The sequence below is a fragment of the Rhodococcus sp. SGAir0479 genome, assembly GCF_005484805.1.
In the GTDB taxonomy this organism is placed as follows: Bacteria; Actinomycetota; Actinomycetes; order Mycobacteriales; family Mycobacteriaceae; genus Prescottella.
Genome location: NZ_CP039432.1, coordinates 1,551,182 through 1,572,878, shown reverse-complemented (window position 1 = coordinate 1,572,878; position 21,697 = coordinate 1,551,182). Strand labels below are relative to the sequence as shown.

The 21,697-nt window shown below is 69.6% G+C and carries 20 protein-coding genes; 9 read left to right on the top strand and 11 right to left on the bottom strand.

Translation table 11 applies throughout. The annotated features are described in order from the left end of the window. Positions 1–9 precede the first annotated feature (9 nt). The 3 genes from E7742_RS07370 to E7742_RS07360 all read right to left on the bottom strand — a co-directional run bounded on the left by E7742_RS07370 (position 10) and on the right by E7742_RS07360 (position 2,245). On the bottom strand, positions 10–204 hold the full coding sequence (locus tag E7742_RS07370) for a ubiquitin-like protein Pup (protein ID WP_114723093.1): 195 nt from the start codon (positions 202–204) through the stop codon (positions 10–12). A gap of 125 nt (positions 205–329) precedes the next feature. Then, positions 330–1,829: a depupylase/deamidase Dop gene (dop, locus tag E7742_RS07365; RefSeq protein WP_137798356.1), complete on the bottom strand. Its 1,500-nt coding sequence runs from the start codon at positions 1,827–1,829 to the stop codon at positions 330–332. A gap of 59 nt (positions 1,830–1,888) precedes the next feature. After that, positions 1,889–2,245 carry a nitroreductase family deazaflavin-dependent oxidoreductase gene (locus E7742_RS07360; protein ID WP_137798355.1) on the bottom strand — a complete coding sequence of 119 codons (357 nt, stop codon included), beginning with the start codon at positions 2,243–2,245 and terminating at the stop codon, positions 1,889–1,891. A gap of 123 nt (positions 2,246–2,368) precedes the next feature. Here E7742_RS07360 and E7742_RS07355 point away from each other — a divergent pair, with 123 nt between their 5' ends. Next, a complete protein-coding gene (locus E7742_RS07355; RefSeq protein ID WP_137798354.1) occupies positions 2,369–2,875 on the top strand; it encodes an NUDIX hydrolase in 507 nt (168 codons plus the stop codon). Between the two features lie 49 nt (positions 2,876–2,924). Here E7742_RS07355 and arc read toward each other — a convergent pair whose 3' ends face one another. Further along, positions 2,925–4,688: a proteasome ATPase gene (gene arc, locus E7742_RS07350; protein WP_137798353.1), complete on the bottom strand. Its 1,764-nt coding sequence runs from the start codon at positions 4,686–4,688 to the stop codon at positions 2,925–2,927. Positions 4,689–4,874: 186 nt separating this feature from the next. Between arc and E7742_RS07345 the strand changes: the two genes are divergently transcribed. Further along, positions 4,875–5,360, top strand: a complete 486-nt coding sequence (locus E7742_RS07345; protein WP_137798352.1) for a nuclear transport factor 2 family protein — start codon at positions 4,875–4,877, stop codon at positions 5,358–5,360. Between the two features lie 24 nt (positions 5,361–5,384). Here E7742_RS07345 and E7742_RS07340 read toward each other — a convergent pair whose 3' ends face one another. Then, on the bottom strand, positions 5,385–6,236 hold the full coding sequence (locus E7742_RS07340) for a tRNA (adenine-N1)-methyltransferase (RefSeq protein ID WP_137798351.1): 852 nt from the start codon (positions 6,234–6,236) through the stop codon (positions 5,385–5,387). Positions 6,237–6,375: 139 nt separating this feature from the next. Here E7742_RS07340 and E7742_RS07335 point away from each other — a divergent pair, with 139 nt between their 5' ends. After that, complete coding sequence (locus E7742_RS07335) at positions 6,376–7,209, top strand: RecB family exonuclease (protein WP_217497541.1); 834 nt, start codon at positions 6,376–6,378, stop codon at positions 7,207–7,209. Next, the gene (locus tag E7742_RS07330; RefSeq protein ID WP_137798350.1) at positions 7,206–8,015 is read left to right on the top strand and encodes a thioesterase family protein; all 810 of its coding nucleotides are present in this window, start codon (positions 7,206–7,208) and stop codon (positions 8,013–8,015) included. Before E7742_RS07335 ends, E7742_RS07330 begins: the two co-directional genes overlap by 4 nt. Before the next feature lie 74 nt (positions 8,016–8,089). On the opposite strand, the gene hisG is transcribed toward E7742_RS07330, so the two are convergent. From hisG to metH, 6 genes are read right to left on the bottom strand one after another with little or no spacing between them, the layout of a single operon-like run. After that, positions 8,090–8,941 carry an ATP phosphoribosyltransferase gene (gene hisG / locus E7742_RS07325; RefSeq protein WP_137801083.1) on the bottom strand — a complete coding sequence of 284 codons (852 nt, stop codon included), beginning with the start codon at positions 8,939–8,941 and terminating at the stop codon, positions 8,090–8,092. Between the two features lie 53 nt (positions 8,942–8,994). Continuing rightward, positions 8,995–9,276 carry a phosphoribosyl-ATP diphosphatase gene (locus E7742_RS07320; RefSeq protein ID WP_175420429.1) on the bottom strand — a complete coding sequence of 94 codons (282 nt, stop codon included), beginning with the start codon at positions 9,274–9,276 and terminating at the stop codon, positions 8,995–8,997. A 21-nt stretch (positions 9,277–9,297) separates the two neighbouring features. After that, positions 9,298–10,185: a pseudouridine synthase gene (locus E7742_RS07315; protein ID WP_137798349.1), complete on the bottom strand. Its 888-nt coding sequence runs from the start codon at positions 10,183–10,185 to the stop codon at positions 9,298–9,300. 10 nt (positions 10,186–10,195) lie between these two features. After that, the gene (trhO, locus tag E7742_RS07310) at positions 10,196–11,047 is read right to left on the bottom strand and encodes an oxygen-dependent tRNA uridine(34) hydroxylase TrhO (protein ID WP_137798348.1); all 852 of its coding nucleotides are present in this window, start codon (positions 11,045–11,047) and stop codon (positions 10,196–10,198) included. A gap of 2 nt (positions 11,048–11,049) precedes the next feature. Continuing rightward, a complete protein-coding gene (locus E7742_RS07305) occupies positions 11,050–11,757 on the bottom strand; it encodes an HAD family hydrolase (RefSeq protein WP_137798347.1) in 708 nt (235 codons plus the stop codon). Next, positions 11,750–15,319, bottom strand: coding sequence for a methionine synthase (gene metH / locus E7742_RS07300; protein WP_137798346.1), 3,570 nt, complete (start codon positions 15,317–15,319; stop codon positions 11,750–11,752). Before metH ends, E7742_RS07305 begins: the two co-directional genes overlap by 8 nt. Positions 15,320–15,370: 51 nt before the next feature. Here metH and E7742_RS07295 point away from each other — a divergent pair, with 51 nt between their 5' ends. The 5 genes from E7742_RS07295 (at position 15,371) to E7742_RS07275 (ending at position 21,685) form a co-directional block, all read left to right on the top strand. Further along, positions 15,371–16,279 (top strand): PAC2 family protein, encoded by a 909-nt coding sequence (locus tag E7742_RS07295; protein WP_137798345.1) that lies wholly within the window; start codon positions 15,371–15,373, stop codon positions 16,277–16,279. Beyond that, a complete protein-coding gene (locus E7742_RS07290) occupies positions 16,276–17,436 on the top strand; it encodes an MFS transporter (protein ID WP_137798344.1) in 1,161 nt (386 codons plus the stop codon). The genes E7742_RS07295 and E7742_RS07290 overlap by 4 nt, the downstream gene beginning before the upstream one ends. 190 nt (positions 17,437–17,626) lie before the next feature. Then, positions 17,627–18,694: a hypothetical protein gene (locus E7742_RS07285; RefSeq protein ID WP_254699187.1), complete on the top strand. Its 1,068-nt coding sequence runs from the start codon at positions 17,627–17,629 to the stop codon at positions 18,692–18,694. Positions 18,695–18,815: 121 nt separating this feature from the next. Then, positions 18,816–20,258: a TIGR02677 family protein gene (locus E7742_RS07280; RefSeq protein WP_175420587.1), complete on the top strand. Its 1,443-nt coding sequence runs from the start codon at positions 18,816–18,818 to the stop codon at positions 20,256–20,258. After that, a complete protein-coding gene (locus E7742_RS07275) occupies positions 20,255–21,685 on the top strand; it encodes a TIGR02678 family protein (RefSeq protein WP_137798341.1) in 1,431 nt (476 codons plus the stop codon). The genes E7742_RS07280 and E7742_RS07275 overlap by 4 nt, the downstream gene beginning before the upstream one ends. Positions 21,686–21,697 lie beyond the last annotated feature (12 nt).

The following is a 21,697-nucleotide window of genomic DNA, read 5'->3' as shown; positions in this document are numbered from 1 at the left end:
GATCCGCCCTCACTGGCCGCCCTTCTGGACGTAGGCGCGCACGAAGTCCTCGGCGTTCTCTTCGAGCACGTCGTCGATCTCGTCGAGCAGATCGTCGGTGTCCTCCGCCAACTTCTCGCGACGCTCCTGCCCGGCCGCGCCCTCCCCGATCGGGGCATCGTCGTCGTCGCCACCACCGGTACGCTTGGTCTGCTCCTGGGCCATGGCCACCGACCTCCTTCTCACCGCGGACTCGCCGAAGGGTCTTCGACGAGTCCTGCTCGGACCCTAACCCTACCGACCGCCGGTGTCCGGCGGGCTGCAGGCGCGCGGCGCGATTCGCCGCGTGATCAGTTCGTAAGCTGATTGACGAGCTCGGCCGCGGAATCCACCGAGTCGAGGAGTTCACCGACGTGTGCGCGGCTGCCCCGCAACGGTTCCAGCGTGGGGATCCGGACGAGCGATTCACCACCGAGGTCGAAGATCACCGAGTCCCAGCTCGCGGCCGCGATGTCGGCACCGAACCGCCGCAGGCACTCACCACGGAAGAAGGCGCGGGTGTCGGTGGGCGGATTGTGCACGGCGTCCAGGACCTGCTGTTCACTCACCAGCCGTTCCATCGAGCCGCGGGCCACCAGGCGGTTGTACAGGCCCTTCTCCAACCGGACGTCCGAGTACTGCAGGTCGATCAGGTGCAGTCGGGGCGCCGACCACGACAGTCCCTCGCGCTGGCGGAACCCTTCCAGCAGACGCAGTTTCGCAGGCCAGTCGAGCAGGTGCGCGCACTCCATGGGATCGCGCTCGAGCAGGTCCAGCACCATCGCCCACTTGTCGATGATGTCCGCTGCCCGCGGGTCGTCGTTGCCCTCGCGGTCGACGAACTTGGCCACCCGGTCGAGGTAGATCCGCTGCAACGCCAGTCCGGTCAGTTCCCGCCCGTCGGCGAGGGCGACCGTGGCGCGCAACGTCGGGTCGTGGCTGATGTGGTGAACGGCGGTGACCGGGCGCGCGAGCTGCAGGTCGGTGAGATCGACGCCGGCCTCGATCAGATCGAGCACCAGCGCGGTGGTGCCGACCTTGAGATACGTCGACATCTCGGCGAGGTTCGCGTCACCGATGATGACGTGCAGGCGGCGGTACTTGTCGGCGTCGGCGTGCGGTTCGTCGCGGGTGTTGATGATGCCGCGCTTGAGCGTCGTCTCGAGCCCCACCTCGACCTCGATGTAGTCGGCGCGCTGGGAGAGCTGGAAGCCGGGCACGTCGCCGCCCTGCCCCATTCCCACCCGCCCCGAGCCGCACACGACCTGTCGTGACGCGAAGAACGGGGACAACCCGGTGATCACGGCCGAGAACGGCGTCTCGCGGGACATCAGGTAGTTCTCGTGGGTGCCGTACGAGGCGCCCTTGCCGTCCACGTTGTTCTTGTACAACTGCAGCCGTGGCGCTCCGGGCACACTGGACGCGTGCCGGGCGGCGGCCTCCATGACGCGCTCTCCGGCCTTGTCCCAGATCACCGCGTCCATCGGGTCGGTCACCTCGGGCGCCGAGTACTCCGGATGCGCGTGGTCGACGTACAGCCGTGCCCCGTTGGTGAGGATCATGTTGGCCGCGCCCACCTCGTCGGCGTCGATCACCGGGGCGGGGCCGTTGAGTCGTCCCAGGTCGAACCCGCGGGCGTCACGGAGCGGGGATTCCACCTCGTAGTCCCAGCGCGTGCGCTTGGCGCGGGGCACCCCCGCCGCCGCCGCGTACGCCAGCACCGCCTGCGTCGACGTCAGAATCGGGTTGGCCGAAGGCTCGTTGGGCGAGGAGATGCCGTACTCGACCTCGATACCGATGATCCGCTGCATGGCACGAGCCTAGATCGTTTCGGCCGGACACATCCGAGCGACCGCGACCGCCGCCGTGATCACTGCAGGTCCAGGCGGCATTGCAGGTAGTTCTCCGCCCCGATCCGCCGGAGCACCGCGGCCACCGGCGCCGGCGCCCAGCGCGCGGAGCGGTCGGTCTCGAGCCGCGGATCGACCAGATGGATGCGGCGTCCGCGCACGGTCACGTCACACTCCCCCGCCGCCAGAACGTTGCGCGCCCAGTCGCTCTCCCGGCCGTAGGTCAGCGCGAAGCGATAGCCGTTGCCGATCCGAAACGCGTTGACCGGCGTCGTGTAATCGCGTCCGGAGCGACGCCCGGTGTGGTGCACCAGGGCGAAGCCTGGCAGATACCCGGCGACGAGTCTCACCACCCGGTTGAGACCGACGCGGTTCATCCGTGCGAGTCGACGTGGAAGTACCACGACGCCACCGCCTCTCGTGTCGCGGGCGTGCTCCCGGATCCTATCCGGGTGGACCGCACCGGCACGGCGGTTCGGCGACGATGACACGATGGGCGGATGGACGAGGTCGTCGCGGTGTACGACGCGCAGGGTCACCCGGTGGGGCAGGCATCCCGTGCCCGGGTCTACGCGGAAGGGCTGTGGCACGCGAGCGCCGGGGTGTTGTTGCGTTCGATGGACGGCGATCGGCTGTACGTCCACCGACGTTCCCTCGCCAAGGCCGTGTTCGCGGGCATGTACGACTGCCTGGCCGGCGGAGTCGTCGATCCCGGCGAGACCCCCGAGGTGACCGCGCGCCGTGAACTCGCCGAGGAACTGGGCGTGACCGGCGTGCGCCTCTCCCCGCTCGCGCAGATCGCGTGGGACGGCGTGTGGCACGACGCGCCCCTGCGGTGCCACCTGTTCGCATTCGAGGCCCGCTACGACGGCCCCGTCCACCACCAGCCGAGCGAGGTCGTCGACGGGTGGTGGTGGACGGAACGGGAACTGCGGGAGCACCTACAGGACCCGGCGTGGCCGTTCGTGCCGGACACGCGGGTCCTGCTGGCGGACCACCTCGACTGAGCGTTCCCGCTACAGGTACTGCCCTCGCTTCACGGAAACTGCGCTGGGTTCACAAGTACTGGCCGGTGTTCGACTCGGTGTCGATCGCCCGGCTCGCACTGGCATTCTTGCCCGTCACCAGCGTGCGGATGTAGACGATCCGTTCGCCCTTCTTACCGGAGATTCGCGCCCAGTCGTCGGGGTTGGTCGTGTTCGGCAGATCCTCGTTCTCGGAGAATTCGTCGACGATCGAATCGAACACGTGCTGCACCCGCAGACCCGGCGACCCGGTTTCGAGCACCGACTTGATCGCGTACTTCTTGGACCGGTCCACGATGTTCTGGATCATCGCACCCGAGTTGAAGTCCTTGAAGAACAGCACTTCCTTGTCGCCGTTGGCGTACGTGACCTCGAGGAACCGGTTGTCGTCGCTCTCGGCGTACATCCGGTCGACGACCCGCTCGATCATCGCCTTCACGCACGCGGTCCGATCGCCGTTGAACTCGGCGAGGTCGTCGGCGTGCAGCGGCAGCGTCTCGGTGAGGTACTTCGAGAAGATGTCCTGCGCCGACTCGGCGTCCGGGCGCTCGATCTTGATCTTCACGTCGAGGCGGCCGGGCCGGAGGATGGCCGGATCGATCATGTCCTCGCGGTTGGACGCGCCGATCACGATGACGTTCTCGAGCCCCTCGACACCGTCGATCTCACTGAGCAACTGCGGCACCACGGTCGTCTCGACGTCCGAGGAGACGCCGGATCCGCGGGTCCGGAAGATCGAATCCATCTCGTCGAAGAACACGATCACCGGCGTGCCCTCGGACGCCTTCTCCCGCGCCCGCTGGAAGATCATGCGGATGTGCCGCTCGGTCTCACCGACGAACTTGTTCAACAGTTCGGGGCCCTTGATGTTGAGGAAGTAGGACTTGGCCTCCTTGCTGTCCTCACCCCGCGCCTCGGCGATCTTCTTCGCCAGCGAGTTCGCCACCGCCTTGGCGATCAGCGTCTTGCCGCAACCGGGCGGCCCGTACAGCAGCACGCCCTTGGGCGGACGCAGCGCGTACTCGTGGAACAGATCCTTGTGCAGGAACGGCAGTTCCACCGCGTCGCGGATCTGCTCGATCTGCCGGCCCAGGCCGCCGATGTCGTTGTAGCCGACGTCCGGCACTTCTTCGAGCACGAGGTCCTCGACCTCCGCTTTGGGGATCCGTTCGAACGCGTAACCGGCCTTGGTGTCGACCAGCAGCGAGTCGCCGGGGCGCAGCCGGCGCGACGGCGAGTCCGGATCCTTGACGACGTCCTCGATCGCGATCTCGGCGAGCGGCGCCGCTAGCCACACCACGCGCTCCTCGTCGGCGTGTCCCACGACGAGCGCGCGGGTTCCGTCGTCGAGGACCTCACGCAGCGCGCAGATCTCCCCCACACGTTCGAAACTCGTCGCCTCGACGATCGTCAGTGCCTCGTTCAGCCGGACGGTCTGGCCCATCGACAGCGATTCCGCGTCGACGTTCGGCGAGCACGTCAGACGCATCTTGCGGCCGGACGTGAACACGTCGACGGTCTGGTCCTCGTGGACGGCGAGCAGTACCCCGTACCCGCTCGGCGGCTGGCCCAGGCGGTCGACCTCCTCGCGCAGTGCGATGAGCTGCTGGCGGGCCTCCTTGAGGGTGTCCATCAGCTTGCCGTTGCGGATGGTGAGCGAGTCCACCCGTGATTCCAGCTCGCGGAGCTGCTCCGGCGATTCCGCGAGTTGTCGGCGGAGCGCGATCGCCTCCGCCCTGAGCGCCTCGAGTTCACGAGCCGCCGCAACCGGGTCCGGATTCTCTGTCGGGTTCATTGCAGCTCCTCCCAGTCCGATCTATCAACGCTACCGGGAGCGAGAGGAATGCGCGCCGCGACACGAGGCGGATACGGTCGTCGGCGTCTCTCTTCGGTCTCGGAACCGCGAATACCAGGCATGTTAGCCTTACCTATCTCTTGGTCCCGGCCCGTCCGAGTGACCCCGAACGAAAGGCTTCCCCCCGTGATCATCCGCAAATCCCTCGTCGCCGCCGGCGTCCTCGCTGCCGCCCTCGGCATGACCGCATGCGGCTCCGACGACTCGTCCGATCAGGCGGAGACGACGGCGACGACCACGTCCGCCACGACGGGTGCGACGACCTCGACCGCAGCCTCCGCGGCCGCGCCGTCCGCGGAGGTTCTCCAGGAGCAGCTGACGACGTTCTTCGACCCCGCCGTGCCGGCCGCCGAGAAGAGCGAGGTCATCGAGAACGGTGCGCAGCGCACCGCGACGCTCGAGCAGTTCAATCAGGTACTGGCCGGCTACCCGCTGACCGCGAAGGTCGGCGAGGTGACCGCCGCGGGAGACACCGTCACGGCCACCACCGAGATCGCGGGCCCGCACGGCGGCGCTCCGGTCCCCGTCACGTTCACCGAGTCGAACGGCGAGTGGGTCATCTCCGACGCCTCGAGCTGCCAAATCTTCGGAATGGGCCGCGTCAGCTGCTGATCGCGACCCCTCCGCGCCGCGGCGTCAGCCCTTGCTGGGGCGGCGCTGCGGCTTGGGGGTCACCGTCCCCTCGGCCAGCCGGCGCGCGGTGACCAGGAACGCCGTGTGCCCCTGCATCCGGTGCTCCGGACGCACGGCCAGGCCCACCACGTGCCACCCGCGCACCATCGACTCCCAGGACCGGGGTTCGGTCCAGCACTCCTGCTCGCGCATCGCCTCGACGACCTTGGACAGCTGCGTCGTGGTCGCCACGTAGACCACGAGCACACCACCCGGCACGAGCGCCTTGGACACTGCAGGCAGCACGTCCCACGGCGCGAGCATGTCCAGCACCACCCGGTCGACCTTGCCGTCGATGTCGGCGTCGTACTCCGCGAGGTCCGCGATCGTCAGGTCCCAGTTGTCGGGACGCCCGCCGAAGAACGTCTCGACGTTGCGGACCGCGTGCTCGGCGTGGTCCTCGCGCACCTCGTACGACGTGACGCGGCCGGTGGGACCGACCGCGCGCAGCAGCGAGCACGTCAGCGCGCCCGAGCCGGCGCCCGCCTCGAGCACGCGCGCACCCGGGAAGACGTCGCCCTCGTGCACGATCTGCGCCGCATCCTTGGGGTAGATCACCTGCGCGCCGCGCGGCATCGAGAGCACGTAGTCCGTGAGCAACGGCCGCAGCGCGAGGTACGGCGTGCCGTTCGTCGACGTGACGACGCTGCCCTCGTCGGTCCCGATCAACGCGTCGTGCAGGATTCCGCCGCGGTGCGTGTGGAACTCCTTGCCGGGTTCGAGGACGACGGTGTACTTGCGCCCCTTGGCATCGGTGAGTTGGACGCGGTCACCGACCTGAAACGGTCCGCTACGTCCCAGTCCGCCTGATGCCATCTCGTGCCCACTCCGTTCGTCCGACGGGCCCGACACCGTGTCGGACCCAGCGCCTAGCCTGCCAGGTGTGAGCACGACCCTTCCTATGCCCCCTACCTACGACGCCCCGATCGCCGACCCGCAGCCAGACCGGGGATCGGTGCGGCGCCCCGCGTTGTCGCCCTCGCGCGCGGGCGACTTCAAGCAGTGCCCGCTGCTCTACCGGTTCCGCGCGGTCGACCGGCTTCCCGAGACGCCCTCACGCGCACAGGCCCGGGGTTCGGTGGTGCACGCCGCGCTCGAGGCGTTGTTCGCTCTGCCTGCGGCAGAACGCATTCCGGAGCGGGCGCGCGAGCTCGTCGAACCGGCGTGGGAACGGGTGCTGGCGGAGTCCCCGGAACTGGCGGACGTGATCACCGCGGACGAACACGGCCGCTTCCTCACCGAGGCGCGGCGTCTGGTCGCCGGCTACTACCGACTCGAGGATCCGACGCGCTTCGACCCGGAAGCGTGTGAGCTGCGTGTCGAGACCGAGCTCGACGACGGTGTGCTGCTGCGCGGCTTCGTCGACCGCATCGACGTCTCTCCCACCGGGCTGGTGCGGGTGGTGGACTACAAGACCGGCCGCGCACCCCGGGAGGTGGGCGAGTCCAAGGCGTTGTTCCAGCTGAAGTTCTACGCGCTGGTCCTGCTGCGCGTGCGCGGGGTCGTGCCGGCCCAGCTGCAACTACTGTACCTGGGCGACGGGCAGGCGCTGACGTACGAACCGGACGAGGCGGAGCTGCGACGCTTCGAACGGACGTTGTCGGCGCTGTGGGAGGCGATCCTGGCGGCCGGGCGGACGGGCGACTTCCGCCCCAAACCGAGCAGACTGTGTGACTGGTGCGACCATAGGGACCGTTGCCCGGCCTTCGGAGGAACACCGCCCCCGTACCCGGGCTGGCCCGACGTTCCCCCCGAGGCGAGTTCGGATTTCGAGGAGATGGTCGAGTGAGCGATCTGGCGTACTACGTCCCGCTCGGGGTCGGTGCGGACGGAGCCGAACGGTTCTCGTCGACGCCGCTGACCGCCAGCACGTGGGCCGACACCATGCAGCACGGCGCGCCGCCGTCCGCGCTGCTGGTCCGCGCACTCGAGCACTGCGAACCGCGGCCGGACGCTCGGCTCACCCGTGTCGTGATCGAAATCCTCGGGCCCGTCCCGATCAGCGACATCGAGGTGCGCTCGTGGGTGGAGCGCCCCGGCAAGCGTGTCGAACTGGTGGTGGCCGAGCTGTGGGCCGCCGGGCCCGACGGCGCCGCGCGGGCGGTCGCCCGCGGCACCGGGTGGCGGATGCAGACGGTCGACACCACCCCGGTCGTCCACACCGCCGACGCGCCCCTGCGTCCGGTCTCCGCGGGCCACGAGATCGAGATGTCGGGGCCGTTCTGGGGCAGCGGATTCGTCACGAGTCTCGACTGGCGCTGGCTGGCCGAGATCAGTTGCGAGGGGCCGGGACAGGTGTGGGTGCGCCCCAATCCCGTTCTCGTCGAGGGTGAGTCGCTCAGCCCGATCCAGCGTCTGTTCAGCGTCGTCGACGTGTCCAACGGTGTGGGCGCCAAGATTCATCCGAGCGAGTGGACGTTCCTCAACACCGATCTGACGGTGCACCTGTTCCGCGTCCCGGACGGCGAGTGGATCGGCCTGTCGTCCGAGACGTCGTACGGCCCCGACGGTGTCGGCATGTGCGCGGGCGTCGTCTACGACGAGGCCGGCGCGGTGGGGCGGATCAACCAGACCGTCCAGGTCCGCGCACGGTAGGGCTCCCGACAGCGCGAGGGCGGTGGCATCCGTGTCGGGATGCCACCGCCCTCGCGGTACGAGTGTCGTTCGGGTCAGAAGGCGCGGCAGGACCGGATGTCGGACGCCAGGATCGCCTTGGCACCGAGATCGGCGAGCTCGTCCATCACGGCGTTGTGGCCCTTGCGTGGGACCATCGCGCGCACGGCCACCCAGTTCTCGTCCGCCAGCGGGGACAGGGTCGGCGACTCGAGACCCGGCGTGACCTTGACGGCCTTGTCGAGCACGGTCTTGGGGCAGTCGTAGTCGAGCATCAGGTACTGCTGCGCGAACACGACACCCTGGACGCGGGCGATCAGCTGGTTGCGGGCGCGGTCCTCGCGGTCGGAGCCCTCGCGTTCGATCAGTACTCCCTCGGAATCGCAGAGCGACTCCCCGAACGCGACGAGGTTGTGCTGGCGCAGCGTCCGGCCGGAGCCCACGACGTCGGCGATCGCGTCCGCGACCCCGAGCTGGATCGAGATCTCCACGGCGCCGTCGAGCCGGATGACCGTGGCCTCGATGCCCCGGGCGGCGAGATCCGTGCGGACGAGATTCGGGTAGGAGGTGGCGATCCGGAGGCCGGCGAGGTCCTCGACCTTCCACTCCTTGCCCTGCGGTCCGGCGTAGCGGAACGAGGACCGGCCGAACCCGAGCGAGAGCCGCTCGGCGACCGGGGCGCCGGAATCGAGTGCGAGATCACGGCCGGTGATGCCGAGATCGAGATCGCCCGAACCCACGTAGATGGCGATGTCCTTGGGGCGCAGGAAGAAGAACTCGACCGAGTTGGTGGGGTCGAGGACGGTCAGGTCGCGGGAATCGGTGCGGCGACGGTATCCGGCCTCGGCGAGAATCTGGCTCGCGGACTCGGAGAGCGATCCCTTGTTGGGTACTGCGACGCGCAGCATGCGGGGTGGTCCTTCCGGGACGATGTGGCTGACGGTGGTGACGACGGCTGCCGTCACAGATGTCGGTAGACGTCCTCGAGCTTCAGCCCCTTGCCCACCATCAGGACCTGAACCCAGTACAGCAGCTGGGAGATTTCCTCGGCGAGCGCTTCGTCGCTCTCGTGCTCGGCGGCGATCCACACCTCGCCGGCTTCCTCGAGCACCTTCTTGCCCTGCGCATGGACACCTGCGTCCAGCGCGGCAACGGTGCCGGATCCCTCGGGGCGGGAAGCGGCGCGCTCGGTCAGCTCGGCGAACAGGGATTCGAAGGTCTTCACGGGGACCCATTGTTCCACGCGGCAACGGACGCCTCGCACTCAGTACTCCAGCACCCGCCGGCTCTCGAACCGCCTGGTCTCGCCGGTGAGCGGGTCGTCGAACTCGAGGGCTCGGGCGAGCAGGCGCAGCGGGTCGGTGAAGTCGTCACGTTCGCGCCGCCTCAGCTGCGGATAGAAGTTGTCGCCCACGATGGGCGCGCCGAGCGAATCGAGGTGCAACCGCAGCTGGTGGGTGCGTCCCGTTCGCGGGAACAGCCGGTAGCGGGCGAGACCACCGCGCCGCTCGACGAGCTCGATCAGTGTCTCGGAGTTGGGTTCCCCCGGCTCCTGGGAGGCGGTCAGCTCGCCGTGCACCTTCCGGATCCGGCTGCGGATCACTCGCGGGAACTCGACGTCGTCGAGGTACGGCGCGACGGCCTCGTAAGTCTTGCGGACTCGCTGTCGTTCGAACAACTCCTGGTAGGGCCGGCGCAATCCGGGATCCGACGTGCACAGCAGCACCCCGGCGGTCATCCGGTCCAGCCGGTGCACCGGAACCAGGTCCGGAAGCCCGAGGTCACGTCGCAACCGCACGACCACGGTCTCCCGGATGTGCGTACCGCGGGGAATGGTGGCCAGGAAGTGTGGTTTGTCCACGACGACCAGTCCGTCGGCGTGGTGCAGGACGTCGATGTCGAACGGCACCGGGATCTCCGGCGCGGGCTCCCGGTAGAAGTACACGAATCGCGTCGGCTGGTAGCCGGTGTCCGGGCCGATCACGCGGCCGTGTTCGTCGACCACCTCGCCCGAGGCGACCCGGCCGTTCCAGTCCTCGCCCGGGTGATGCGTCGTCAGGAATTCCAGGATCGTCGTCGCACCGAGGTCGGCGGGCATGCGAAGGCGATCCGGGCCGAGGCCGTCCCGCACGGGCAGAGGGGCACGCGTCATCGTTCGCCGGTCAGGCGTCCGGCACGCAGGATTCGCACACCAGCGTCAGCTCCCGGCCGTTCACGTCCGGATGGTTCCGGTACCTCGACGTCGGCGACTGGCACAGCGTGCACGTCCCGAGCGTCACGGCCCGCTCGGTGAAGTCCACGTTCATCCGCTTGTCGAACACGTACAGCGACCCCTCCCACAGGCCGTCGTCACCGAAAGTCTCTCCGTACCGGACGATTCCGCCGTCGAGCTGGTACACCTCGTCGAAGCCGCGACCACGCATCAACGCCGAGAGCACCTCGCAACGCACCCCGCCGGTGCAGTAGGTGACGACCGGCTTCGACTTGAGGTGGTCGTAGCGTCCGCTGTCGAGTTCGGCCACGAAGTCGCGGGTGGTCGCGACGTCGGGAACGATGGCGTTCCGGAAGCGTCCGATCTCGGCCTCGAAGGCGTTGCGACCGTCGAAGAACACCACGTCGTCGCCACGCTGCTCGATGAGTTCGTGAAGTTCGTTCGGGGACAGGTGCACTCCGCCCCCGACGACACCGTCCGCATCGACCTTCACTTCGTCGGGGGCACCGAAGGTGACGATCTCCGGCCGCACCTTCACCGACAGCCGCGGGAAGTCGTCACCGGTGCCGTCGGACCACTTGATGTCGGCGTCCTTGAACGGCCCGTACGACCGGGTACCCCGCACGTACCGTTTGACGTCTGCGATGTCGCCGCCGACGGTGGCGTTGATCCCGCGCTCGGAGATCAGGATCCGACCCTTCAGGTTGTTGGACTCCGCCAGGGTGTGCTGCCACAACCGGATCGCCTCGGGATCCGCCAGTGGCGTGAATCGGTAGAACAGAACGATCTTCGGGGTCGCCACGGCTACGCCACGCCCGACCTGTGCAGCTCGCGCAGGTCGGCCGCCGTCAGCCCCTCGAGCGTGGTGCGGAAGACCCGGTGCGCCGACTCCGGCACGGTCGTGATCGACGGCACCACCAGCACCGCGCATCCGGCCGCCTCCGCCGAAGCCGCGCCGGTCGGCGAATCCTCCACCGCGAGACAATCGGTCGGATCGACACCCAGCAGCTCGGCGGCCCGCAGGTACGGCGCCGGGTCCGGCTTGCCGGCCGGGACCTCGTCGCCGCACACCGAATGGTCGAAGTGCTCGCGACCGAGAGTCTCGAGTGCGAACTCGCACAGCTGCCGGTCGGTGTTGGTCACCAGCGCCGATCCCAGACCGGCCGACCGCACCGCCTGCAGCGCGTCGCGTGCGCCCGGACGCCACGGCAGCCCGCCCGCGAACAACTCCCCCATGCGCGTGTACAGCCAGCGCTTGGCGTCCGCCAGCGCGTCCGGTGTCGGCTCGAGACCGAGCGACGCGAACACGGTGATCAGCGCGTTGTAGCTCGAGGCGCCGATGGTGGCCTGACGGGTCTCCTCGGACATCGGGCCGCCGAGGTGCAACGACAGCTCGCGCACCCCGACGTCCCACAGGTTCTCCGATTCGAGCAGCGTGCCGTCCATGTCCCACAGCACCGCTCGCAGGGTGCCGGTCGTGGTGACGTCGGTGGTGCCGGCGGGATCAAACATTGAAGTACTTGGCCTCCGGGTGGTGCAGCACGAACGCGTCGGTGGACTGCTCGGGGTGCAGCTGAACCTCCTCAGACAACTCGACGCCGATCCGATCGGGTTCGAGCAGCGCGACGAGCTTGCGTCGATCCTCGAGGTCCGGGCACGCGCCGTAGCCGAACGAGTAACGCGCGCCGCGATATTCGAGCTTGAAGAAGTCCTCGACATCGGCGGGGTCCTCGGCGGCGACGTTGCGTCCGCCGGGCATGATGAGTTCCTCGCGGACCCGGCGGTGCCAGTACTCGGCCAGCGCCTCGGTCAGCTGGACGCCGATGCCGTGGACCTCGAGGTAGTCGCGGTACGAGTTGGCCGCGAACAGCTCGTTCGCGAAGTCCGCGATCGGCTGGCCCATCGTCACGAGATTCATCGGCAGCACGTCGACCTGTCCGGCCTTCCGGGCGTCCTCCCGCGAGCGCACGAAGTCCGCGACGCACAGGAACCGCCCGCGCTGCTGGCGCGGGAACGTGAACCGGAAACGTTCGGGCGCATCCGCATCCGGCTCGGTGAGCACGACGACGTCGTCACCCTCCGAGACGGCCGGGAAGTAGCCGTACACCACGGCGGCGTGCTGCAGCACGCCCTCGGTGCTGAGCCGGTCGAGCCAGTACCGCAGGCGCGGCCGCCCCTCGGTCTCCACGAGCTCCTCGTACGTCGGTCCGTCGCCGGCACGCTGGCCGCGCAGGCCCCACTGCCCCAGGAAAAGTGCCCGTTCGTCGAGCAGACCGGAGTACTCGGCCAGGGCGATGCCCTTGACGATCCGGGTGCCCCAGAACGGCGGCGTGGGCACGTCGATGTCGGTCGCGACGTCGGAACGCTCCGGTACCTCGACCGGGACCTCGGCGGCCTTGCGCTTCTCGGCGATCCGCTTGGACCGCTCGTGCCGCGCCTTGCGTTCGGCCGCCTTCTCCTTGGCGGCCAGCGCCTCCGGGCTGTCCGGGTCCGGACCCTCACCGCGCTTGGTGGCCATGATGCTGTCCATCAAATGCAGGCCCTCGAAAGCGTCCCGCGCGTACGACACCTCGCCCTCGTACACCTCGGAGAGGTCGTTCTCGACGTACGAGCGCGTGAGCGCCGCACCACCGAGCAGCACCGGGAACTGCTCGGCGACGCCCTTGGCGTTGAGTTCCTCGAGGTTCTCCTTCATGACGACGGTCGACTTCACCAGCAGTCCCGACATGCCGATCACGTCGGCCTTCTTGTCGAGCGCGACGTCGAGGATCGTGGCGATCGGCTGCTTGATGCCGATGTTGACGACCTCGTAGCCGTTGTTGGAAAGGATGATGTCGACGAGGTTCTTGCCGATGTCGTGCACGTCGCCCTTGACGGTGGCGAGCACGATGCGACCCTTGCCCTCGTCGCCCGTCGACTCCATGTGGGGCTCGAGATGGGCCACGGCCGCCTTCATGACCTCGGCCGACTGCAGCACGAACGGTAGCTGCATCTGACCGGAGCCGAACAGTTCACCGACCGTCTTCATCCCCGACAGCAGGGTCTCGTTGATGATCTCGAGCGGCGGGCGCTCGGTCATGGCGGCGTCCAGGTCGGCCTCGAGCCCGTTGCGTTCGCCGTCGACGATGCGCCGCTCGAGCCGCTCGAACAGCGGCAGCGCGGCCAGTTCCTCGGCCCGCGATTCGCGCGCCGACGCCGCCGAGACGCCCTCGAACAGCTCCATGAGCTTCTGCAGCGGGTCGTATCCCTCGCGGCGGCGGTCGTAGACGAGGTCGAGCGCGGTCTCGCGCTGCTCGTCCGGGATACGTGCCATCGGCAGGATCTTCGACGCGTGCACGATCGCGGTGTCCAGCCCGGCCTCGGTGCACTCGTGCAGGAACACCGAGTTCAGCACCTGCCGGGCAGCCGGATTGAGGCCGAACGAGATGTTCGAGATACCGAGCGTGAAGTGGACGTCGGGGTAGCGGCGCTTGATCTCGCGGATCGCGTCGATCGTCTCGATGCCGTCCTTGCGCACCTCCTCCTGGCCGGTGGAGATAGGGAACGTCAGGGCGTCGATGATGATGTCGGACTGCGTCAGCCCCCACGTGGTGGTGATGTCCTCGATCAGCCGCGCGGCGATCCGCACCTTGTGCTCGGCGGTGCGGGCCTGGCCCTCCTCGTCGATGGTGAGCGCGACGACGGCCGCGCCGTGTTCCTTCACCAGGCGCATGATGCGCTGGTACCGCGAATCGGGCCCGTCGCCGTCCTCGTAGTTCACCGAGTTGACCGCGCAGCGGCCGCCCAGGTGCTCGAGACCTGCCCGCAGGACCTCGGGCTCGGTGGAGTCGAGCATGATCGGCAGCGTCGAGGCGGTCGCGAACCGGCTCGCCAGGGCCGCCATGTCGGCGGCGCCGTCGCGGCCGACGTAGTCGACGTTGAGGTCGAGCATGTGCGCGCCGTCGCGGGTCTGGTCCTTCGCGATGTCGAGGCACTTCTGGTAGTCCTCGGCGATCATCGCTTCGCGGAACGCCTTGGAGCCGTTGGAATTGGTGCGTTCGCCGATCATCAGAATGCTGGCGTCCTGCGCGAACGGCACCGCCTGGTACAGCGACGACGTGCCGTCCTCCGGATCCGGCCGGCGCTGCGCCTTCTCGACCGCACGAACGGCCTCGGCGACCTGCCGGATGTGCTCCGGGGTGGTGCCGCAGCAACCGCCGACGAACGAGAGACCGAACTCGCCGACGAATCCCGCCAGGGCCGCGGCCAGCTCCTCCGCACTGAGCGGGTACTCCGCACCGTTGGGGCCCAACTGCGGCAGACCTGCGTTCGGCATCACCGAGACCGGCAGCTTCGAGTGCCGAGACAGGTGCCGCAGGTGCTCGCTCATCTCGTCCGGGCCGGTGGCGCAGTTGAGGCCGATCATGTCGATGCCGAGCGGTTCGAGCGCCGTGAGCGCCGCACCGATCTCGCTGCCGAGCAGCATCGTGCCGGTCGTCTCGACCGTGACGTGGGTGATGATCGGCAGGCGGCGGCCGAGCTTCTCCATCGCGTGCTGGCTGCCGATGATCGCTGCCTTCACCTGGAGCAGGTCCTGACACGTCTCGATCAGGATCGCGTCGGCGCCACCGTCGATCATGCCGAGGGCGGATTCGGTGTACGCGTCGCGCAGCACCGCGAACGGGGCGTGGCCGAGAGTGGGGAGCTTGGTGCCCGGGCCCATCGACCCCAGCACGAACCGCGGCATGCCGTCGCGGCCCGGCCCCATCTCGTCCGCGACCTCCCGCGCGATGCGGGTGCCGCGCTCCGCGAGGTCGCGGATGCGGTGGGCGATGTCGTAATCGGCGAGGTTCGGCAGATTGCAGCCGAAGGTGTTGGTTTCGACCGCGTCGGCGCCGGCCTCGAAGTACGCGCGGTGGATGTCGCGCAGGACGTCGGGGCGAGTTTCGTTGAGAATCTCGTTGCAGCCCTCGAGCCCGAGAAAGTCGTCGAGCGTCAGATCCGCGGCCTGCAACATCGTGCCCATGGCGCCGTCGCCGATCACAACGCGCTTTTCCAGCGCATCGAGCAGGGCAGAGTGGAATGGTGCAGACATGCCGTCCAGAGTAGTGGGCGGCTCGACAGGGGCGGGTCGTAGGCTGGACACGTGAGTTCCCCCGAGTACCCCGAGGCTACCGAATCGGCTGCTGCCGATGCGGAAGTGCCGACGTTGCGCGACCCCGTCCTCATCGCCGCCTTCGAGGGGTGGAACGACGCCGGCGACGCGGCCAGCGGAGCCGTCGAGCATCTCGAGTTGACCTGGGACGCGACCCCGCTCGCCGAACTCGACTCCGAGGACTACTACGACTATCAGGTCAATCGCCCCATGATCCGGCAGGTCGACGGCGTCACCCGCGAGATCGTCTGGCCCACCACCCAGCTGTCGCTGTGCACCCCTCCCGGCAGCGAGCGGGACGTGCTCCTCCTGCGCGGCATCGAGCCGAACATGCGGTGGCGGAGCTACTGCGCCGAGCTGCTCGAGTTCGTCGAGGAACTCGGTGTCCACACCGTCGTCATCCTGGGCGCGCTGCTCGCGGACACCCCGCACAGCCGGCCGGTCCCCGTTACCGGCACCGCGTACAGCGCCGAGGCCGCCGAACGTTTCAATCTGGAGCGCTCCCGGTACGAGGGGCCCACCGGTATCGCCGGCGTGCTGCAGGACGCCTGCGTGAAGGCCGGGGTGCCGGCCGTCTCCTTCTGGGCCGCGGTCCCCCACTACGTGTCCCAGCCGCCCAATCCCAAGGCCACCGTCGCGCTGCTGCAGCGGGTCGAGGACGTGCTCGACGTCGAGGTCCCGCTCGGCGAGCTGCCCAGCCAGGCCGAGGACTGGGAGGAGTCGGTATCCGAGATGACCCGCGACGACGAGGAGATCGCGGAGTACGTGCGCACCCTCGAGGAGCGCGGCGACGCCGAGACCGACATCTCCGAGGCGATCTCGAAGATCGACGGGGACGCGCTCGCGGCCGAGTTCGAGCGTTACCTGCGACGCCGCGGTCCCGGACGTTTCGGGGCGTGAGCTCCGACACCGCGCCCACCCTCCGCTCCCGGCTCCAGCTCTCCGCGCTGTACGCGGGCGGATTCCTCGGCCCGTTCGGCGGGGGCGTCGTCACGTCGATGCTGCCCGAGATCGGCACCGGCCTGGGCGTCGACGCGGGTGCGGCCGCCTCCTCCCTCACGGCGTACCTGCTGCCGTTCGCGCTGGTGATGCTCGTGTCCGGCACCCTGGGGACGCGCTGGGGCCGGATGCGGACCGTACGCATCGCCTACGGCGTGTACCTCGCCGCCTCGGTGGCGTGCTTCGCCGCTCCGACGCTGGAGCTGTTCCTCGGCGCCCGCATCGTGCAGGGCTCCGCGAACGCGTTCACCACTCCCCTCCTGCTCGCCACCCTGGCGGCGATGACCCCGCAGCACAAGCTCGGTCGTGCGCTCGGCGCGTTCGGCGCCCTCCAGGCCGCCGGTCAGACCAGTGCCCCACTGATCGGCGGACTGGCCGCCGAGGCGAACTGGCGGCTGGCGTTCCTGGCGATCGCCGTGGTCGCCGCCGTCCTGGGCGCCGTCGGGCTCCCGGATGCTGCGCGCAGCATCCCCGCGGACACCGGCGCCCGGCTGCGGGACGCGTGGACTCCCGCGGTGCTGCGGGTCGGCGTCGTCGCGCTGCTCGGGTGGGGCGCGCTCGGCGGCCTCGGCTTCCTGCTCGCGTTCCGCGCCGAGGACGTGTTCGGGATGAGTCCCGCGACCCGCGGACTGCTGCTCACCGGCTTCGGTGTGGCCGGCATCCTCAGCGCCCGGCCGATCGGCACGCTCATCGACCGGATCGGCGCGCGGAGGGCGGTGCTCGTCGGCGCGTTCGCGGGCGCGGTACTGGTGGCGATCGCCGGCACGGTGGGCCTGTCCGCGGTCGCCGCGGCAGCGTGGTTCCTCGCCGGCACCGCGTCACAGTTCCTGCTCGTCGGGGTCAACGCCGTCGTCCTCGGCGGCCGGGGCGGGAACCGGGGCGGGGCGGTCTCGGTGGTGCAGTCACTGCGCTTCGCCGGCGCGGCGCTCGCACCGGTGGCCCTCACTCCGCTGTACGCCGTCCACCCCGGCATCAGCTTCCTGCTCCCCGCTCTGCTGCTCGCGGTGCTGCCGCCGTTGCTGATGCCGCGCTCCACCACGCCCCCGAATTCGCGCTGAGGCCGCTCCGGGCCCGGTGCGCCGCAGGCGCACCCCGGACGCGCGCAGGCCCATGGTTCGGAAAATCCCGACTTTCCGTCGAGTACCGATCTCCGCGTCCGGAACCGCGCGGCCCCGTTGCACGACACGCCGGCGCTGATTCGGCATTTCTTCCGTTTCCGTTGTGCACAGAGTGGCTACAGTGGCGAATGTGACTGTTGCTGCCGGAACCGTCCCGCGCCCCGAGCGCAGCATCGACATCTACCGCCGAGCGCTCACGTGGCTGGAGACGCATCTCCCCGGGGGCTGGTCGGTGTCGTCGGACCGCCCACGCTCCCCCGCTGCGCCCAACCGATTGCTCGTCACCGCGCCCGACGGCGACTCGGTGTCGTTCGCCATCGTCGCGTCGAAGGGGGTCCTCAGCGGCGACGTCGCCCGTATCGCCGCCGAGCTGTCCGACAGCGACCGCGGATTCGTGTGCGCGCACTACCTGTCCGAGCCCGTCCGGCGGCAACTGGACGGACACGGGATCTCGTACGCGGACGCGACCGGCAACGTCAGTCTGGTGGCGGACCGGCCGGCGATCTGGGTGCGCAACCGGGGCGCAGACGCCGATCCCTGGCGAGGACCGGGACGCCCGTCCGGGGTACTCACCGGCGAGCCCTCCGAACGCGTCGTACGCGCCCTCGCCGATCACGCCGGCCAGATGTCGGTCCCCGAACTGATCAAGTTGTCGGGCGCGTCCACGGGTGCGGCGTACCGCGTCGTCGAGGTGCTCTTCGAACGCGAACTGGTGTCCCGGCTCCCGAGGGGCCCCATCACCGAGGTCCGGTGGGAGCACATGCTGCGGGCCTGGGCCGCCGACCGCAAACCCTGTCCGACACGCGGTTTCGCCGCCCCGGCGGGCCTCGACGAGCTCCGGGCACGACTGGCCGCCGCGGACGGCGCGCTCGGCTACGCGGTGACCGGTATCGGCGCCACCGACTACGCGACCCCGGTGGTGCTCGAGGTGTACGCCGACGACGTCGACGCGTTCGCGGCCGCGCTCGAACTGCGTCCCGTCGACGGCGGCGCCGACGTGGTGGTGGCGACGCCGTGGTCCTCGGTGGTGTTCGACCGCATGCAACACCGCGACGGATTGCATTGCGTGGCCCCCTCGCACGCCTACGCGGACCTCGTCGCGGGCCCCTTCCGGCACCCCGACGCGGCCGAGTACCTCCTGACGACGATGACGACGGACGAGACGAGTTGGCGCCGCGCCGTCCGCCGCGCGCGGTGACCTACCGGCGTGTTCGCTCGCGGGTACACCGACGCCCTAGGCTGTGACGGTGAGCGATTCAGGTGACACGCAGGCGGCGGAGACGTCGTCGGACGTCGACTTCACCGTGCGCGAGGACCGGCTGCGGCTGTTCTCCTTCACCACCGCGGAGAAACGTGCCGAATACCTCTGGGTACTGCGGGCATTCGACAACGCCCGGGCGAACTACGTCGTCCTCCTGCACGCCGGCGAGGTGGCCGACATCCTCGGCCGCATCGCCGACGACGGCGCGGCGTTGACGTCCGGCGAGATCACTCCCCTGCTCGAACAGTTGCACGTGTGGGGAGTCCTCGAGCGCAGCTACGACGGCAGCCGCGCGGCCACCCTCGCCGAGTACCGCAACCGGCACTTCGTCTACCAGTTCAGCCAGGCCGGCTACCTCGCGTTCCGGGCGGTCGAGGACCTCCTGGGCGCGCGGCTCGAGGATGCGACGCTGTCCCGGCTGGCGCTGCCCGACCTGCTCGCCGATCTCGAGGAGCTCGCCGAGGCCAATCGGCGCGGCGACGGCGACCTGATCTACCGCAAGCTCGCGCGACTGGATTCGACGCTGTCCGACATGGCCGCGCGGGCGGCGCAGTTCTATCTCATGCTCGGCGACCTGGTCCGCACCACGGAGGTCACACCCGAGGCGTTCCTGGCCCACAAGGACGCGCTGCTCAGCCACATGCGCGAGTTCAGCTCGGATCTCGCGCGGTACGCGCCCAAGCTCGCGGCCGCGATCGGCGTCGTGGAGTCGACCGGTGTGGACGCGCTCGTCGCGCGCGCCGCCGCGAGCGACGACCGACTGTTCCTCTCGCACACCGAGCGTGAATCCGACTGGCGGGCAAGATGGTCCGGGCTCACCCAGTGGTTCGTGGCAGGCGCCGGTCCGAGCGAGTCCGACCGGTTGCGCGAGGGCACGATGAGTGCGATCGCCGCTGTGCTGTCGCTGCTGCGCCGCGTGACCGAAACCCGCCGCGGCGGGGTAAGCCGCGAGAGTCAGCTCCGGCACCTGGCCGGGTGGTTCGCCGCGACCCCCACCGAGGAGTCCGCGCACGCGCTGTTCCAGCTGGTGTTCGACCTCGGCCGTCCCCGGCACCTGTCGATGGTCCATCCGGACGCCGACATCATCCCAGACTCCCGGTCGTGGTGGGATGCGACGCCGGTCGAGATCTCCCGCACCCTCGCCGAGACCGGACGGGCCGCGACACCGGGCATGCCGTCGCGGGTGCAGCGCAACGAGGGCAGCATCCGCCGTCTGCGCGAGGAACAGCTGGCGGCGCAGCGGGCCCGGGCTGTCGCCGCGTCGTCACTGGCGACCAAGGGCCCATACGACCGTGTCCTCGACGCGCAGGAGACCGACGTCCTGCTGAGCCTGCTCAACGCCGCTCTCACCGCACGGGTTCCGGTGAGCGGCGCGGTGCCCAGCTCCACCGGCTCGGAGAGCGGGGTGCGACTCACCCTCAGTCCGCATGCCGAGTCGACGGTCGTACAGACCGCGCGCGGCCGCCTACACCTCGACGGACTGCAGGTGAGTGTGCAGTGAGGGCTCGCACCGTCTCGCCCCTGGATCTCGACTCGTACCAGCGGGCCGCTCGCGTCATCCTGTCGAATCACCTTGTGACGCAGACCTATCCGGACCGGCTGGCGCTTCCGTTGCTGCGCCGGTGGGCGACGGAGCTGCGTGACGACCTGCTCGACCTGTTCGGCTACCGCCTCGAGGTCACCGAGACGACCGCGCGTCTGTTCACCGTGGCGGACCGGCTCACGCCCGGAACGCCCGCCCGCACCGCCACGGACCGCACGTTCGACCGGCACCGGTACGCCTACCTCGCGCTGGCGTTGGCCGCGCTCGGCCGCGCCGGCAACCAGATCACGCTGTCGGAGCTGGCCGAGCACGTCGCCACCGAGGCCGCGCAGGTCCCGGGCGTGACGCTGTCGACCGATCGCGCCGCCGACCGCGACGCGTTCGTCGACGCCGTCGGCTGGCTCGCCGCGCGCGGCGCGATCGTGCTGGCGGACGGCGACGCCGGCGGGTGGGCGTCCAACCCCGGTGCCGGCGAAGCGCTCTACGACATCGACCGCTCGGTGGTCGTCGCGCTGTTCCGGCCGCCGCGAGCTCTCCAGCACCTGACGTCGGCGCGCTCGCTCCTGGCGGGTGAACAGCCCGGAGCCGAGGACGAGGTGATCGCGTACCGCCCCGCCGACCAGCGTGAGGTCGCCCGGCGGATACGACGCGCGCTGGTCGAACGACCGGTCGTCTACGCGGACGAACTCACCGACGACGAACGCCTGCAACTCGCGCTGCCACGCACCGCCGCCGATGTCGAAGAGCTCACCGGACTCGTCGCCGAACGCCGCGCCGAAGGCATCGCGATGATCGACCCGTCGGGCCGGATGTCGGACGTCCGCTTTCCCAGCACGGGCACGGTCTCACAGGTGGCGCTGCTGTTGGCGGGCGAGATGGCCGACCGGGTGCTCGATCCGGACGCGCCCGCGCTACCGACGCGGCCGCTGCCGGATTCCGGCACCGACGCCCTGATCGCCCAGTTGGACGCCGCCATCCCCCGTCACGGTGTCTTCGAGCAGTTGGCGGACGAGCCGGCCGATACCGTCCCGCCGGCAGAATTCTTCGCGCCGGCCGACGACTCCCCCGACCCGGTCCGCTACGCACTGCTCGACGACGCGTGGCTGACCGGCGCGGTCGACGAACTCGTCCATCAGTTCGGACGCACCTTCGCCGCCCAGTGGCAGGCCGACCACACCGGGCTGCGCCGCAGCGCCGTCGCGCTGCTCGACCGGCTGGACCTGATCCGGACGGTGGACGACGGCGTCCTGGTCCTGCCGGCGATCGCCCGCTTCCGCGGCGTCGTCGTCAACATCCGGGAACGCACGGCGCAGTCCGACCTGTTCCACGACCCGGTCCCCGGCGGCCCACCCACCACCGCCGAGCACCCCTCCGCAGAGAAGTAGAGGCACCTTTCG

Excerpts from the sequence above, each read along its gene's own strand:
- E7742_RS07370 (WP_114723093.1), bottom strand. The coding sequence starts at position 204 with ATGGCCCAGGAGCAGACCAAGCGTACCGGTGGTGGCGACGACGACGAT.
- dop (WP_137798356.1), bottom strand. The coding sequence starts at position 1,829 with ATGCAGCGGATCATCGGTATCGAGGTCGAGTACGGCATCTCCTCGCCC.
- E7742_RS07360 (WP_137798355.1), bottom strand. The coding sequence starts at position 2,245 with ATGAACCGCGTCGGTCTCAACCGGGTGGTGAGACTCGTCGCCGGGTAT.
- E7742_RS07355 (WP_137798354.1), top strand. The coding sequence starts at position 2,369 with ATGGACGAGGTCGTCGCGGTGTACGACGCGCAGGGTCACCCGGTGGGG.
- arc (WP_137798353.1), bottom strand. The coding sequence starts at position 4,688 with ATGAACCCGACAGAGAATCCGGACCCGGTTGCGGCGGCTCGTGAACTC.
- E7742_RS07340 (WP_137798351.1), bottom strand. The coding sequence starts at position 6,236 with ATGGCATCAGGCGGACTGGGACGTAGCGGACCGTTTCAGGTCGGTGAC.
- hisG (WP_137801083.1), bottom strand. The coding sequence starts at position 8,941 with ATGCTGCGCGTCGCAGTACCCAACAAGGGATCGCTCTCCGAGTCCGCG.
- E7742_RS07315 (WP_137798349.1), bottom strand. The coding sequence starts at position 10,185 with ATGACGCGTGCCCCTCTGCCCGTGCGGGACGGCCTCGGCCCGGATCGC.
- E7742_RS07305 (WP_137798347.1), bottom strand. The coding sequence starts at position 11,757 with ATGTTTGATCCCGCCGGCACCACCGACGTCACCACGACCGGCACCCTG.
- metH (WP_137798346.1), bottom strand. The coding sequence starts at position 15,319 with ATGTCTGCACCATTCCACTCTGCCCTGCTCGATGCGCTGGAAAAGCGC.